This window comes from Paenibacillus sanguinis 2301083 = DSM 16941 (genome assembly GCF_000374825.1).
Classification (GTDB): Bacteria; Bacillota; Bacilli; order Paenibacillales; family Paenibacillaceae; genus Fontibacillus; species Fontibacillus sanguinis.
Map to the genome: position 1 here is coordinate 130,991 of NZ_KB895383.1, position 13,360 is coordinate 144,350.

Sequence of the window (13,360 nt, forward strand, 5' to 3'; positions counted from 1 at the left end):
AATTGATCCATTATCATTATAGCTTGTCCACGAATTCAAGTCACATTTAAGCTTGCTTTGCAGCGCATAATTGTTCCGGAATGCCATATGATGTGGAAGTACGGTACTCTCCGGCATGGTTGAAGCTATGGGGTAGGGGTAATGATAAAGAGATATATGAAGGGGATGTTGCTTCAAGGAAAAGGAAGGGTTATTATGGAATTTGAGTCTTTAGTTTGTGGGCTCATGGTTTAGGAGGAATGAACGATGAGGATTGAGATTTGGTCGGACTTTGCTTGCCCGTTTTGCTACATCGGCAAGCGCCGTTTGGAGAAAGCCCTGGATGCATTTGAGCATCGTGATGAGGTAGAGGTTAATTATCGCAGCTTCGAACTGGATCCGGGAGCTCCGCGAGACTCGGAATCAAGTATTTATGAGCTGCTGGCCGTCAAGTACGGACTAAGCCTGCAGCAGGCCCAGGAATCCAATCAAAATGTGGCCCAGCAGGCCAAGGCGGAAGGGTTAAGTTATCATTTCGATACGATGATTCCCACCAATACATTTGACGCTCACCGTTTGATGCATTATGCGGCCGAGCATGGCAAAGCCAAGGAAATGAGCGAACGATTATTTCGCGCTTATTTTACAGATTCACTACATATCGGTGACCATGGGGTATTGCAGAATTTAGCCGAGGAAACGGGGTTGGCCGGCCATATGGTTAAAGCGATGCTGGAACAGGATGACTACGCCGAGGCTGTCCGTGAAGATGAGAGCGAAGCCAGGAAGCTGGGGATTCGTGGGGTGCCTTTTGTGGTAATCAAGGGCAAATTCGCGGTGTCCGGTGCGCAACCTGTCGAAATTTTCCAGGCTGCTTTACGGCGAGCTTGGGAGGATCAAGCCTGATCAATGTAGAATACAAAAGAATAAGAGGACAAAAAAACGCTGATCCTCAAGGGTCAGCGTCTCATTATGAATTCATGGTTCAAAACCTTGTATTATAACCTGTCCTGTGGTACAATGACGGATAGCCACTCACATAATGTAGCAATAATCTTCTCAATAATAGCATAATATCAATGATTTGTCAAATGTATAGACAGGTCTTAGAGATAAAAAAGCATTTTTTATAGTTTTCATTTTTTAGGGTGGGGGGTCTGAAAGATGGCAGAGGACTTGAAGCATAATGAAGCGGAGTATACCGATGATTTGACGTTGCCGCCAGGGATAAAGATTGATGATCCGGTACGGATGTATCTAAAGGAGATTGGGCGGGTGCCTCTATTGTCCGCTGAGGAGGAAATCGATCTGGCCAGACGGATCGAGAACGGAGACGAAGAAGCCAAACGCCGTCTTGCTGAGGCAAATTTGCGGCTGGTTGTGAGCATCGCCCGGCGATACGTTGGACGTGGTATGGTATTTCTGGATTTGATTCAGGAAGGCAATATGGGACTGATTAAGGCTGTAGAGAAATTTGATTACTCGAAGGGCTTCAAATTCAGTACGTATGCAACGTGGTGGATTCGTCAGGCGATTACACGTGCCATTGCCGATCAGGCAAGAACAATTCGTATCCCTGTTCATATGGTTGAGACAATTAACAAATTGATTCGCATTTCCAGACAGTTGCTTCAGGAAATTGGACGCGAGCCTACGCCCGAGGAAATTGCCAAAGAGATGGATTTGACCCCGGAAAAAGTACGAGAGATCATGAAGATTGCCCAAGAACCGGTTTCGCTGGAAACCCCGATCGGGGAAGAGAACGACTCTAACCTGGGCGATTTCATTGAAGATCACGATGCCCCGGCACCTGCGGAAGCGGCAGCTTACGAGTTGCTGAAGGAGCAGCTTGAAGAGGTCCTCGATACGCTGACTGAGCGTGAGGAGAATGTGCTGCGTCTTCGCTTCGGTATGGATGACGGGCGTACGCGCACCCTGGAAGAGGTCGGTAAGGAATTTGGCGTAACCCGGGAACGGATTCGCCAGATTGAAGCCAAAGCACTGCGCAAGCTGAGACACCCTAGCCGCAGCAAGCGGCTCAAGGATTTTATGGAATAGGATGATGGATAAGACTCCCTGGGAATGGTTCCTGGGGAGTTTGTTTGTTCTTATGAAAGTCAGTCAGATGCTTAAGTACAAAGTTATTGAATATACGGCCGGTCTGATCGGAAAATGAAGGAGGCTCCCCCCATGAGAGCAGAAGAGGATATGATGGCTTTGATTTTGGATGTTGCCAGAAAGGACGAGCAAATTCGTGCTGTGTATATGAATGGATCACGTACCAATCCGAATGTACCCAAGGACATATTTCAGGATTACGATATAGTGTATGTCGTGAAGGAAGTCACTTCCTTCATGCAACAGACAGGATGGATTGATGTGTTCGGTGATCGTATCATGATGCAAGAGCCTGACAAGAATGATCTGGAAAGCGGCAGGGCTCTAGACATCCAACAATCTTATATGTATTTAATGTTGTTCACAGATGGTAATCGAATCGATCTTAAGATTGAAACGAAAGAAGCCATGCTGGAGAGATATGGTAGTGATTTACTTACCATTCCTCTGTTGGACAAGGACGGCTGCCTGCCAAGCATTGCGGCTCCAACAGATCGGGATTATCAAGTCAAGAAGCCTTCGGAGCCGCTCTATGCCAGCTGTTGCAATGATTTCTGGTGGTGTCTGCAAAATGTAGCCAAAGGGATCTGGCGTGATGAATTGCCTTACGCAAAACAGATGTTTGAAGGCGTGATCAGACCGCGACTGAATGAGATGGTGTCATGGTGGGTGGGATCAGAACAAAATTATAGTGTCTCGATTGGGAAAATGGGAAAATATATGAAAACGTACTTGCCAGAATCCTATTGGAGAATGTATGAACAGACCTATTCGGACAGCAATTATGAGAAGATGTGGGTGTCCGTCTTTGCGGCCTGTGCATTGTTCAGGCTGCTTGCCAACGAAGTAGCCAGGGATTTAAGGTACAGCTACCATGAAGCAGATGACATCCAAATGACAAAATACCTAGAGCATATCCGAAATTTGCCCCGGGATGCAAAGGAGATCCATTGAGCGAGCCCCTCATTGTAGATATGTTCAACAATGAGGGGCCGTTCACCCAGCGAGAAATCGGGCGATATAGATGCGAGAATCAGCTTTTATGGACGGCTGCGGATGGTTTTGTGGGGGAGGGCTTTAGTAGGTCGCAACCGATTAAGCAGCTTGGGAGTGAGCGGGCGAATGCAGGCATATTTGCCAGTTGCCCCACGCCGGACTCTGTGCGTTCCCGGCTTGGCTACCCGAGTGCCAAAAACCCGCATGAACCAATCGACTGGATAGGCGATGGACAATATTCCGTTATCCGAGCCGGCAAAGTTAACTGCTGCGGCATAGTTGCCCTTTTGCGTCAGCCATACCGAACCCGAGTCCCCATCCAGGGAGACAGGTCGTCTGCCTCGTATAATGCTCTGATCCTTAAAGGTAATGGTCCCCAGGTTGCCATAATCACCATAGTCCACTTGCACATCGGTATGAATAGATTCTACCGTACCTGTGACTGCCCCTGTGGTGCGACCAACCTTTTTGAAGCGATCCCCAACTTTGTAGCGTGATACGTAACCGGGTACGGTGCCATAGACAGCGTATGCGGGTTTGAGCAATGAACGGCGCAGTGGCTTGGATGTAGCGGCATCCAGATAATTGACTTTACGTTTGCTAAGCCGGACGAAGCGGTCAAGCTTACCGATCTGATCGCGAACAGCCTTACCACCGTCAGCGCCTCCAGGTTGAAGCGTAGGCGAGTAGCGTTGGGTGTTGTTGTCCACCAGCACGTGATTGTTGCTAAGGATCAAGCGGCTTTGCCCGCTGGCATCGCTGCTTACGATCAGACCCGCCGTGCCGGAGGCTTCGGAGGTACCTACACTGTATCCGGCTACAACGGGACGAATTCGGCGAGCGAAGGAGCCGCCGCTTGCCCCCTTTTTGCAAAATCGAGGAGAGCGAACGATGCGGAAGGGGACACCTGAACGTGATTTCAAGTATCTCGGCACTGAGGGCCGCCGCTTCTTCTTATTCTTTTGGATACGACCTGTGGCAGCCATCGCGTCGGCATATACGATAATGGCAGCGCCTTTCTTGGGGTGCTTGGGATCGCGTAGGCCTACGCCTACTCCATGTATCCCTTTTTGTTTTAGAATGCTTCCGGCAATGCGTTTTTTTAGCAAATAAGCTTTACGAAAACTGGCCAAATGCTATCACCTTTTCTCGAATATCGCGGATTTACTTCTAACGTATGCAGTTGCCGTGACATTGGTTTGCAAAGCGGGCTTTTGCCGGGGGCGCTAAAAGAGCTGCATGCCTGACCAGGCGGCAACAAGCCCGAGCCCCAGGGAGGACAAAACGTAGAGGGTTGCCTGTGCAACATGGCCGCCTTCAATGAGAGAAACCGTTTCATACCCGAAGGTGGAAAAGGTGGTATATGCGCCGCAAAACCCGGTGCACAGTATAAGCCAGCTCCAGTCCGGTATTGTGCCATGGAAGTGAAGGGAGGTTAATATCCCCAGCAGTAAGGAGCCGCTGATATTGATAATCCAGGTTCCCCATGGAAACCACGACCCTCTCCTGGCAGTACGGATGGCCACCCATCTCCCCAGATAAAAACGCAATAAAGTACCCAGGATGCCTCCAAATCCAACAAGAACAATCATACGGATTCCCCCGTTCGTGGGCCCTGTACTGTTCGATGCCCTAACCATATCCCCAGCCGGATCATTGCCAAGCCTCCTGTTATGCTGCTTACGGTGTAAAGGCCGGCAGCAAGCAAATGACCTGTATGTAAGGCATCTACAGTCTGGGCTGCAAAGGTTGAGAACGTGGTGAATGCCCCCGTAAATCCTGTACCCATGCCAATATATACATCTTGCCGCATTTTCTTGGGGTTGGCGGTAGTGAAGAACCAGCCCAGGAACAGGCAACCAAACCAATTAATCAGCAGGGTAGACAAAGGGAAGCTGTTGATAGCCGGTATCCATTGACCCAAGGTGTAGCGGAGTATGGTGCCCAGAAATCCGCCAATCATTAATGCCAGCACATTCATTGCTCTTATCCTCCTCTTAAAATAGACAGACTCCTACCAGTATGAACTGGTAGGAGTCATCAGCTTATCCAAGCGGTTGTGGCGAACTCCATCGCCTATGCACTGCAACAATTGTAAAAGATAGAAAGAGGTTCGTCAATTGCTTTTAAGTGAAGATGGTAATGGTTGGCGCCGAAATAGTCTGAGGAGTTGTAATTGCTGAAGATACATCTCCAAAGTTGCCAATTTCCAACTGGACAGGAATGCCGGCAAACAAATCAGTAGTATCCAGCACAAGGCTGGCGGTTGACAGGGTAGATAATGAAGCTTGTTGAATAACGCCGTTAATATAAACATTGAAGTAGTCGCTGCCGGTAAGTGCAGGCAAATCTGTCACCTGGCCATCTGCATCATCAACAAAGCTGCTGGCAGGAATTGTGGTGTCCGTTGCACCGATCATATCGGCTGTCAGGGTCGCGAAATAACGGGTAACTGTCGGCGTAACCGTTGTGGTCACTTCACCTCCGGAAGCTACAGGAGCAGAAGCTACGGCATTAAATACAGGTTTAACTACAGGCATGAAGTTCACCTCCTAATCTCTGATGGTACCGAAAGATTCGATACATAATCATATAATGAAACAACCTCATTAATAGAAACGGCGCACTTCCCCTGTACATCATGGATTTTTTGCGTTTTGGACTGGGGGATATTCGTCTATCTCGCTGCCAAGCAAGCCAACATATGATATGGAAGCGAGTGAAGCTTGAGTAAAATCTCAGCGGGAGGTAGAGGGATGGCAACTGCAAAGCGCACCATGAGATGCGTGATTGTCAAAGTTGAAAGGCGCCATAGCAAGCAGGTAAAGGGCAGAAAGGCTTCACCTATTAAAAGAAAGATTCGGCGTTGCGATTCAAAACGGTGGAAAAAGGCGCCGGAACGCAAGGGAGCAACATGTCAAAAACGCTCTAGCGGAACCGGGAGACCGCCAAAGCTTGGGGAGTTGCGTTGCGATCCCCTGACTCCGGGGCCGGGGGTCACCGGGGCGACGGGAGCAGCGGGGCCGCAGGGCGCGCCGGGGGTCACCGGGGCGACGGGAGCAGCAGGGCCGCAAGGGGCGCCGGGAGTGACCGGGGCGACAGGAGCAGCAGGGCCGCAGGGCGCGCCGGGAGTGACCGGGGCGACAGGAGCAGCAGGGCCGCAGGGTGCGCCGGGGGTCACCGGGGCGACGGGAGCCGCAGGGCCGCAGGGCGCGCCGGGGGTCACCGGGGCGACGGGAGCAGCGGGGCCGCAGGGCGCGCCGGGGGTCACCGGGGCGACGGGAGCAGCGGGGCCGCAGGGCGCGCCGGGAGTCACCGGGGCGACGGGGGCGGTAGGGCCTCCGGGTGGAGCTATTGTAGTCACACCTACTGCGTTCCGATATTTCTATACTCCACCCGCAGCGATCGGCGGCGGACCCGTGGAGATTGCAGCTAATGAATTCACCAATGATAATGGAAATAATCCGGCAAGCTTTGACGGAATTGGCCCTGATGCCTATACCAATCTATATATCAATGGCATGATGCAAGAGGGCAGATTGTTCACTTTGCAGCCGGATTCACTAACTCTGGATTTATCCCAGGACGCTTTGTTGGCAGGAACACCAATCATCATCGAGAATATCAGAATCACCGCACAGGCAATACCTTAGCGAAGTACAGTTATGGCAGACATATATTGGCTGATCTAGCGGCACGGCGGTATAAGCGACAGTGATATTTTAGCGCTAGGGTTTCCAGGCAATTTGAGATAGAATAGAGGATATAACTATAACTGAACAAAGCAGGTTCTTATGAAAAAATTCAAAAAATTTTACATCGAAACAACCAGCATTTGTAATCTTGCATGCAGCTTTTGTCCGCCTACCCAACGTAAATCTCAATTTATACAAGTTGACGATTTTCGGAAAATTCTTGATGATATCAAACCGCATACGGATTATATCTATTTCCATGTCAAAGGAGAGCCATTGCTTCATCCGAAGATTGATCAACTGCTTGATATCAGCTATGAAAAAGGATTTCACGTGAACATTACAACGAACGGCACCTTGCTGCCGAAGGTGCGGCATAAGCTGCTCGGGAAGCCGGCGCTCCGGCAGATCAATTTCTCCTTGCACAGCTTTGACGGACATGAAGGTTCGACGGACCGCGAGGGATATGTCAGCCATATTTTGTCCTTTGTGCGGGAAGCGCTGGCTACGTCAGAGCTGCTGGTATCCTTCCGGCTGTGGAATCTTACCCAAAACAATGAAACTAATCTGCAGCACAACCGAAATCGGGCGACCCTCGAGCTGATTGAGCGAGAGTTCGGGCTTGATTACCATATTGAAGAGAAGATCGTTCCCGGCGGAGGGATTAAGCTGGCTGAACAGGTCTATTTAAATCAGGATTACGAGTTCGCTTGGCCAGATTTGAGAGCTGAAGAGGATGATGGCAAGGGCTTTTGCCACGGCTTGCGTAATCAGGCGGGGATTCTCGTGGATGGCACGGTAATTCCATGCTGCCTGGATGGGGAAGGCGTGATTAATCTCGGTAATATCAACCAGACTCCGTTCTCCGAGATTATTGAAGGAGAGCGGGCCAACCGACTGTATGAGGGCTTCTCCCGGCGTGAGGCGGTAGAGGAACTGTGCCGAAAATGCGGTTATCGCAAACGTTTTGGCGGTGGAGCCTGAGCCCCACGCCGCTCCCAGGAATACATGAAGCAGTTACTCCCCAAAAAACGGTATCTCTCATCCCAAGGGAAAGAAGCTCCGGGATGAAGGATACCGATTAGCAGGGTGTAGCTGCTTTTTTGATGTAATTAGGCAAGTATAGATTACTACCCCTGTCAGCCCCAGTCCCCCTTTAGCTTGAGCGGATCGATCTTGGGCACCAGTCCTTCGGCGGCTGCACGTTCCAGCAGGGCGGTGACTGCGGCATATCCATCTTCGCCTAAATTCGCTGTGTATTTGTTGACGTAGAGGTCGATATGAGCTTGGGTCACATCCGGCGACATCTCCTGAGCATGGTTCATTATATATTCAGCAGAAGCCTCCGGGTGTGCCCAGGCATATTCCAGGGATTCTCTTGTCCAACGGGCAAGTTGCTGCAACTCCATTGAGCGTCGGGCGATGATGGCGCCAAGCGGTATGGGCAGCCCAGTATCTTTTTCCCACCAACTGCCAAGATCCTGCAGCAGGTCCAGGCCGTAGGAGGGATAGGTAAAGCGGGCTTCATGAATGACTAACCCGGCATCAATGTCTCCGCGCTGTACAGCAGGCATTATTTTATCAAACGGCATCACGATAATTTCGCCTACGCCACCCGGAATATGCTTCGCGGCCCATAGCCGAAACAGCAAATAAGCGGTTGAACGTTCACTTGGAACGGCAACTCGGCGACCCGACAACGCTGCCGCATCGACAGCATCGGTTGCAGAACCTTTGGTTAGCACCAAGGGGCCACAGCCGCGGCCAAGGGCACCTCCACATGGGAGCAGTGCATATTCATCCAGCACCCAGGGCAGGGCGGCGTAGGATATTTTCAGTACCTCGGGGCCTTCTCCGGAAGCAGCTAGCCCGTTGGTAATATCGATGTCGGCATAAGTGACTTCTAATTCGGGAGCACCGGGAATCAATCCATGAGCCCAGGCATGGAATACAAAGGTATCGTTGGGGCAAGGGGAAAAAGCAATTTTCATGATGACAGCACCTCCGTTAATATAGTGCAGGCTTGTTCCAAAGCCTGCAAGGCTTCCCCGATCTTCCAGGATTCCCGCTCACGGGGGCCAACCGTATTGGAGATGGCGCGAAGCTCAAGCGAAGGCAAGTTAAATTGCCTAGCAGCTTCTGCAACGCCGTAGCCCTCCATCGCTTCCGCGCCAACTCCGGGATAACGTAAAGCGAGATCGCGCGCAGTTGCCGCCGTTCCGGTAACGGTCGAGAGCGTTAGCACCGGGGCATGGCTTGCGGCTAAGCCTGCGGCTTGCAAAGCCTGAGTCCAGCGCCGGGAGAGCTTCTGCTCTGTTGAAATATGCGAAGCCCCAAAGCCCAGTTTATCTACGCTGACATAACCCTCAGGCGTCTCCGCTCCCAGATCAGCAGCGATGATGTCACTGGCCACGACCAATGAACCGATGGGCGCGATATCCGCAAAGCCGCCCCCAATCCCGGCGCTAATGACGAGATCAAAGCTCTTCGCCACGGGTCGGTCCTCTGTGGGGATGGACAGCAAGCCGCCGGTCACGCCAGCCAGAGTCAGCACCGTCGCGGTGGAAGCTGCTGCCGCTGCTGGTCCAACTCCGGCGATTCGTACTTCGGCATTCTTATAGCTGTCGAGTCCACGCATCACAGCAGCGCGTTCTGCCTCAACGGCAGTCATAATTAGAATGCGAAGATGATTCATGCATACCAACTCCTCTCGCCAAATTCACTCTCCAAATTATATAGCTGCACAGAAGCAAAGCCAAGCTTATCTTTCATCGTATAGAAAACAACAAGCCCCGTGCTCGCGGGTTTGGCGAGCAGGGGCTATTTGGCAATCAGGCTAAAAATTCATGACATGAATTGAATTAAGCCCGTTCGTAAGGTGCGGGGCGATCCAGCGTAGTGCGCAGCTCTTTAGCTGCTTCATAAGCCCAGTAAGGGTTGCGGAGTAACTCACGTCCCAGGAAAACAAGATCGGCCCGATTGTTGCTCACAATTTCTTCGGCATGGGCAGGACTGGTGATCAAGCCAACCGCACCGGTAGCAATATCGGCTTGACGCCGAATTTGGTCAGCCAGATTGACTTGATATCCCGGGTACGCCTGAATTGGTGCCGGGACCAGGCCGCCTGAACTGCAATCTACCAGATCGACACCTTGTTCCTTCATTCGCCGGGCATAGTCAATATATTGTTCGAGCGAATTTCCCTGTGGATCATATTCCTCCGCCGATATCCGCACAAGGAGCGGGCCTGACCATTCCGTCTTGACCGCCTCGATAATTTCACCAAGCAGACGATAACGGGCTCTAGCACTGCCACCGTATTCATCTTCACGCCGGTTCGTGACAGGCGACAGAAATTCATTCACGAGATAGCCGTGAGCTGCATGGATTTCAATTACGTCAAAACCAGCTTCTCGTGTACGACGGGCCGCATCCCGGAAAGCGGAAATAATGCCTTGAATCTCCTGGGTGTCTACCGCTTTAGGGGTTTTCTTTTCCGGAAATGGAATAGCTGAAGGGGCAAGAATGGTTTCCTCCAATTCGGCCTTGCGTCCGGCATGGGCCAACTGAATGCCAATTTTAGACCCATTCTGATGCACCAGATCGGCAACCTCCTTGAGACCGGCTACATGCTCATCGCTCCATATGCCAAGATCGTTGTAGCTGATGCGTCCTTCAGGGGATACAGCGGTTGCTTCAATAATAATGAGCCCTACGCCGCCAACCGCCCGAGTAGCATAATGTATTTTATGCCAGTCTCCAACGATCCCGTCTTGCTGAGGTGTTGAATATTGACACATCGGAGACATGACGATGCGATTTTTGAAAGTAACCTCTTTTAGCGTAAACGGGGTAAACAGTTTGGAACTCACGAGCTACCACTCCTTTTATTATTTATCCATACGGTTGTCTTATATCATGGTAGACCACATGTTCCAAGGTTACAAGTACGCACAAATATGTAGTATAGTATACTTTTTTATACTATGGGTAATCATGTTAGGTTTTTAACAGGGGTGCGTATTTCCCTTTTGACGCATATGGTGAATAGATACAGGCCATTGGGTAAGGGAGGGCATAGGGCTAATGAATATTCTGATGGTGGCACCCGAGCAGTTACCGGTTCCTGGCAACGGGTCGGTGGAAATATGCATGCTGGCTATAGCCCGCCAGTGGGCGTCTTCCGGTCATACCATAACGCTAATCAGCAGACGGGCAAGAAATCGGCCTCACATCAGCCGTATGGGCAACTTGACGATTATCCGGGTGGGCGCGGGCAGTCCCCGTGTTTATATGGCCTCGGTGCTGCGTTACGTCAGAGGACGGCATTATGACCTCATCCAGGTGGATAATCGGCCACATTACATGGCGAAATTGAAGAGATTACTTCCTAATATTCCCGTATCCTTATTTCTCCATTCACTAACATTTGTCAGGCCCACAGATCAAATTAACCAATGTTTGGCTAAAGCCGATGTGATTATCGCTAACAGTGAATCATTAAAGCTCCGTCTGTCACAGCGATTTCCCCAGCACAGCAGCAAAATAGTTACCGTGCATCTTGGGGTGGATACCGATCGATTTCAGCCGAATACGCAAAAAGCTCCGTCTGCCAGCTTCAATGTATTATTTGTAGGCCGGGTTATCCGGCGCAAGGGAGTTCCCGTGCTGATTCGGGCGATTAGTCTGGTACGTAAGGCGGGAAAGGATGTTGCCTTGACTGTCGTTGGCCGCGGCAGACCGGGGTATATGCGCGAGTTGCGCAAGCTGGCGCGTCTCAAGGGAGTTCCGGTTCGGTTCACAGGAGGCGTTCCTCATACGGTCATTCATCGCAAATTTCAGGGAGCGGATTGCCTGGCTTGTCCTTCGCAGGAACATGAAGCATTTGGCTTGGTCAACGTAGAAGCCATGGCGTGCGGCTTGCCAGTGATCGCTTCAAACATTGGCGGTATTAGTGAAATTATCCGGCATGGGGAGAACGGATATTTGGTTGATGAATACAACCAGCCTGAAGAGCATGCTCATTGGATCTGGCAGCTGGTGCAGCATCGCGAAGCCGCTGCCCAGATGGCAGCGAAGGCAAGAGAGCATGCGGTCAAGCGTTTTGGCTGGAAGCAAACAGCTGCGAAGCTGATGAGTGTCTACCAGTCACTAATCATGTAGCTTATGAGTTTAAAATAAATTAAAAGGACAGGATACCCGGTCCGCGCTTTCGGGATTCTGTCCTTTTAATTTGGCTTTAGCAGCGTACTTATAGGGCGGCTGTTCCGACTTCATTTGGTACTCCGGCAATAGATTCACTCCGCTTGCTAGCTCATCGCGATTTAAGCTTGCCATTGGCACGCGCATATTGCATAACGGTGCGAAACATGCTCTTATCCTTCAGCTTGCGGAAGATATAGGGATCGGGGGAGGTATTGACCTCAAGAATCCATGGACGAAGCTTTTGATCAAGAGCAACATCGACTCCAAGATCGCGAATACCGGGAAAGCGGCTGTTTAAATGCTCAGCGATCTCCTCTCCCAGGTTTTCCAGGGAGGCCAGATAAGTCGGGAGATAAGTCTGCTTCAAGTGAGGGGCCAACAGCTTCTCCACAGGCATCAGCTTCCCGTCATTATGGTAATTGGTAACTATTTTCTTGGGATGGGCTAATCTGCCGATGATTCCGGTTGTCTTCCAGCCTTTTTGCGGAGTACGCTGCACCATCACCCTCAGATCAAAGCGCCGGTTCTGGTATTGGAGCAAATCAATGCCTTGCTGAATTAGGTAACGCTTCTTGAGCTTGCGCTTGCAAAGGGCGGTATAAAGCTCGTCAAAGGAGGAGCAGGAACGGGCCGTCGTATCCAGATGATAATGGTAGCTCTTTTCTTCATGAGAGGGCGAGTCCATTTCTACGCGAATGACGCCTTTCCCCCAAGTTCCATTGACGGGCTTAACATAAACCATCTTATATTTCCGCAGCATGCGGAGCAGATGCTCACGGCTGAAGCCCATCGAATCCGGAAGAAGAGAACGTAACGTTCTATGCTGCAGCAATACCTCGTTTTTCTTCCACTTGCTGACGACATGGCGTGGGTACCGGGTGGTCTTCATAAACGCAAATCCCCTTTAGGACATTATTAATAGCACGTTGTAGAACCAGTGTATTCGCGCAAAATCAAAAGGGAAAAGATGATTACCTAATCCGCAATAAATAAACACATAAGGTCAGGTGGGCGTGCAGCGTCGTTTGACAGATATAGTTGACCTATTCTCTGGCCCCGGCGCTACCAACCAGTACAACTTGTAAAAAACAACAATCCGCAGCGGCGCTAAAGGCAGCTGCGGATTGTATAAGTCGTACGTGAGTTATTCCTCGGAGTCAGTATTGCCATCGGCAAAAGGCACCGGCTTGGCGATCCATTCATCGGCCTCCGGTTCGATATCTACTCCGTTTTGCATTTTCTTCTTCTCGGCAAGCGAGTCCCCTTGCTGGTCCAATTCATTACGCAGCTTGGATTCATCCCGCTGCTCTTGCCCTTCATGATGTACCATAATGATCCTCCTCTGGCGATTGATGGCGGGTATACCC

The 13,360-nt window shown here is 50.8% G+C and carries 15 protein-coding genes and 1 riboswitch; of the genes, 6 read left to right on the forward strand and 9 right to left on the reverse strand.

Annotated elements, in window-relative coordinates; all coding sequences use genetic code 11:
- Positions 1 to 246 precede the first annotated feature (246 nt).
- The 3 genes from C557_RS0113945 to C557_RS0113960 all read left to right on the forward strand — a co-directional run bounded on the left by C557_RS0113945 (position 247) and on the right by C557_RS0113960 (position 3,051).
- A complete protein-coding gene (locus tag C557_RS0113945; protein ID WP_018752494.1) occupies positions 247 to 885 on the forward strand; it encodes a DsbA family oxidoreductase in 639 nt (212 codons plus the stop codon).
- Between the two features lie 258 nt (positions 886 to 1,143).
- Entirely contained in the window at positions 1,144 to 2,037 is an 894-nt protein-coding gene (gene rpoD / locus C557_RS0113950; protein ID WP_018752495.1) for an RNA polymerase sigma factor RpoD, read from the forward strand.
- Positions 2,038 to 2,169: 132 nt separating this feature from the next.
- Positions 2,170 to 3,051 carry an aminoglycoside 6-adenylyltransferase gene (locus C557_RS0113960; RefSeq protein WP_018752497.1) on the forward strand — a complete coding sequence of 294 codons (882 nt, stop codon included), beginning with the start codon at positions 2,170 to 2,172 and terminating at the stop codon, positions 3,049 to 3,051.
- Positions 3,052 to 3,137: 86 nt separating this feature from the next.
- Here C557_RS0113960 and C557_RS0113965 read toward each other — a convergent pair whose 3' ends face one another.
- The 4 genes from C557_RS0113965 to C557_RS0113980 form a co-directional block, all read right to left on the reverse strand.
- The gene (locus C557_RS0113965) at positions 3,138 to 4,226 is read right to left on the reverse strand and encodes a hypothetical protein (protein WP_018752498.1); all 1,089 of its coding nucleotides are present in this window, start codon (positions 4,224 to 4,226) and stop codon (positions 3,138 to 3,140) included.
- 93 nt (positions 4,227 to 4,319) lie between these two features.
- A complete protein-coding gene (gene crcB, locus C557_RS0113970; RefSeq protein WP_018752499.1) occupies positions 4,320 to 4,685 on the reverse strand; it encodes a fluoride efflux transporter CrcB in 366 nt (121 codons plus the stop codon).
- Positions 4,682 to 5,074 carry a fluoride efflux transporter CrcB gene (gene crcB, locus C557_RS0113975; RefSeq protein ID WP_018752500.1) on the reverse strand — a complete coding sequence of 131 codons (393 nt, stop codon included), beginning with the start codon at positions 5,072 to 5,074 and terminating at the stop codon, positions 4,682 to 4,684. Before crcB (C557_RS0113975) ends, crcB (C557_RS0113970) begins: the two co-directional genes overlap by 4 nt.
- A 43-nt stretch (positions 5,075 to 5,117) precedes the next feature.
- Positions 5,118 to 5,179, reverse strand: a riboswitch (Fluoride riboswitch).
- 40 nt (positions 5,180 to 5,219) lie between these two features.
- Positions 5,220 to 5,633 carry a DUF4183 domain-containing protein gene (locus C557_RS0113980; protein ID WP_018752501.1) on the reverse strand — a complete coding sequence of 138 codons (414 nt, stop codon included), beginning with the start codon at positions 5,631 to 5,633 and terminating at the stop codon, positions 5,220 to 5,222.
- A gap of 216 nt (positions 5,634 to 5,849) precedes the next feature.
- Here C557_RS0113980 and C557_RS25695 point away from each other — a divergent pair, with 216 nt between their 5' ends.
- Together C557_RS25695 and C557_RS0113990 are read left to right on the forward strand one after the other, a co-directional pair.
- On the forward strand, positions 5,850 to 6,746 hold the full coding sequence (locus C557_RS25695; protein WP_018752502.1) for a DUF4183 domain-containing protein: 897 nt from the start codon (positions 5,850 to 5,852) through the stop codon (positions 6,744 to 6,746).
- A 141-nt stretch (positions 6,747 to 6,887) separates the two neighbouring features.
- Positions 6,888 to 7,772 (forward strand): radical SAM/SPASM domain-containing protein, encoded by an 885-nt coding sequence (locus C557_RS0113990; protein ID WP_018752503.1) that lies wholly within the window; start codon positions 6,888 to 6,890, stop codon positions 7,770 to 7,772.
- Positions 7,773 to 7,927: 155 nt separating this feature from the next.
- Here C557_RS0113990 and C557_RS0113995 read toward each other — a convergent pair whose 3' ends face one another.
- The 3 genes from C557_RS0113995 to namA form a co-directional block, all read right to left on the reverse strand.
- Positions 7,928 to 8,779, reverse strand: coding sequence for a 1,4-dihydroxy-6-naphtoate synthase (locus C557_RS0113995; RefSeq protein WP_018752504.1), 852 nt, complete (start codon positions 8,777 to 8,779; stop codon positions 7,928 to 7,930).
- The gene (locus tag C557_RS0114000; protein WP_018752505.1) at positions 8,776 to 9,483 is read right to left on the reverse strand and encodes a futalosine hydrolase; all 708 of its coding nucleotides are present in this window, start codon (positions 9,481 to 9,483) and stop codon (positions 8,776 to 8,778) included. Before C557_RS0114000 ends, C557_RS0113995 begins: the two co-directional genes overlap by 4 nt.
- 166 nt (positions 9,484 to 9,649) lie before the next feature.
- On the reverse strand, positions 9,650 to 10,660 hold the full coding sequence (gene namA, locus C557_RS0114005; protein WP_018752506.1) for an NADPH dehydrogenase NamA: 1,011 nt from the start codon (positions 10,658 to 10,660) through the stop codon (positions 9,650 to 9,652).
- A gap of 214 nt (positions 10,661 to 10,874) precedes the next feature.
- On the opposite strand from namA, the gene C557_RS0114010 reads away from it, so the two are divergent.
- Positions 10,875 to 11,951, forward strand: a complete 1,077-nt coding sequence (locus C557_RS0114010) for a glycosyltransferase family 4 protein (RefSeq protein ID WP_018752507.1) — start codon at positions 10,875 to 10,877, stop codon at positions 11,949 to 11,951.
- A gap of 151 nt (positions 11,952 to 12,102) precedes the next feature.
- On the opposite strand, the gene C557_RS0114015 is transcribed toward C557_RS0114010, so the two are convergent.
- Together C557_RS0114015 and C557_RS0114020 are read right to left on the reverse strand one after the other, a co-directional pair.
- Positions 12,103 to 12,882 carry a YheC/YheD family protein gene (locus C557_RS0114015; protein WP_018752508.1) on the reverse strand — a complete coding sequence of 260 codons (780 nt, stop codon included), beginning with the start codon at positions 12,880 to 12,882 and terminating at the stop codon, positions 12,103 to 12,105.
- A 255-nt stretch (positions 12,883 to 13,137) separates the two neighbouring features.
- On the reverse strand, positions 13,138 to 13,323 hold the full coding sequence (locus tag C557_RS0114020; RefSeq protein WP_018752509.1) for a hypothetical protein: 186 nt from the start codon (positions 13,321 to 13,323) through the stop codon (positions 13,138 to 13,140).
- Positions 13,324 to 13,360 lie beyond the last annotated feature (37 nt).

Bases quoted from the DNA above. Each gene is read 5' to 3' on its own strand.
- C557_RS0113945 (WP_018752494.1), top strand. From the start codon at position 247: ATGAGGATTGAGATTTGGTCGGACTTTGCTTGCCCGTTTTGCTACATC.
- rpoD (WP_018752495.1), top strand. From the start codon at position 1,144: ATGGCAGAGGACTTGAAGCATAATGAAGCGGAGTATACCGATGATTTG.
- C557_RS0113960 (WP_018752497.1), top strand. From the start codon at position 2,170: ATGAGAGCAGAAGAGGATATGATGGCTTTGATTTTGGATGTTGCCAGA.
- crcB (WP_018752499.1), bottom strand. From the start codon at position 4,685: ATGATTGTTCTTGTTGGATTTGGAGGCATCCTGGGTACTTTATTGCGT.
- crcB (WP_018752500.1), bottom strand. From the start codon at position 5,074: ATGAATGTGCTGGCATTAATGATTGGCGGATTTCTGGGCACCATACTC.
- C557_RS0113980 (WP_018752501.1), bottom strand. From the start codon at position 5,633: ATGCCTGTAGTTAAACCTGTATTTAATGCCGTAGCTTCTGCTCCTGTA.
- C557_RS25695 (WP_018752502.1), top strand. From the start codon at position 5,850: ATGGCAACTGCAAAGCGCACCATGAGATGCGTGATTGTCAAAGTTGAA.
- C557_RS0113990 (WP_018752503.1), top strand. From the start codon at position 6,888: ATGAAAAAATTCAAAAAATTTTACATCGAAACAACCAGCATTTGTAAT.
- C557_RS0113995 (WP_018752504.1), bottom strand. From the start codon at position 8,779: ATGAAAATTGCTTTTTCCCCTTGCCCCAACGATACCTTTGTATTCCAT.
- C557_RS0114000 (WP_018752505.1), bottom strand. From the start codon at position 9,483: ATGAATCATCTTCGCATTCTAATTATGACTGCCGTTGAGGCAGAACGC.
- C557_RS0114010 (WP_018752507.1), top strand. From the start codon at position 10,875: ATGAATATTCTGATGGTGGCACCCGAGCAGTTACCGGTTCCTGGCAAC.
- C557_RS0114015 (WP_018752508.1), bottom strand. From the start codon at position 12,882: ATGAAGACCACCCGGTACCCACGCCATGTCGTCAGCAAGTGGAAGAAA.
- C557_RS0114020 (WP_018752509.1), bottom strand. From the start codon at position 13,323: ATGGTACATCATGAAGGGCAAGAGCAGCGGGATGAATCCAAGCTGCGT.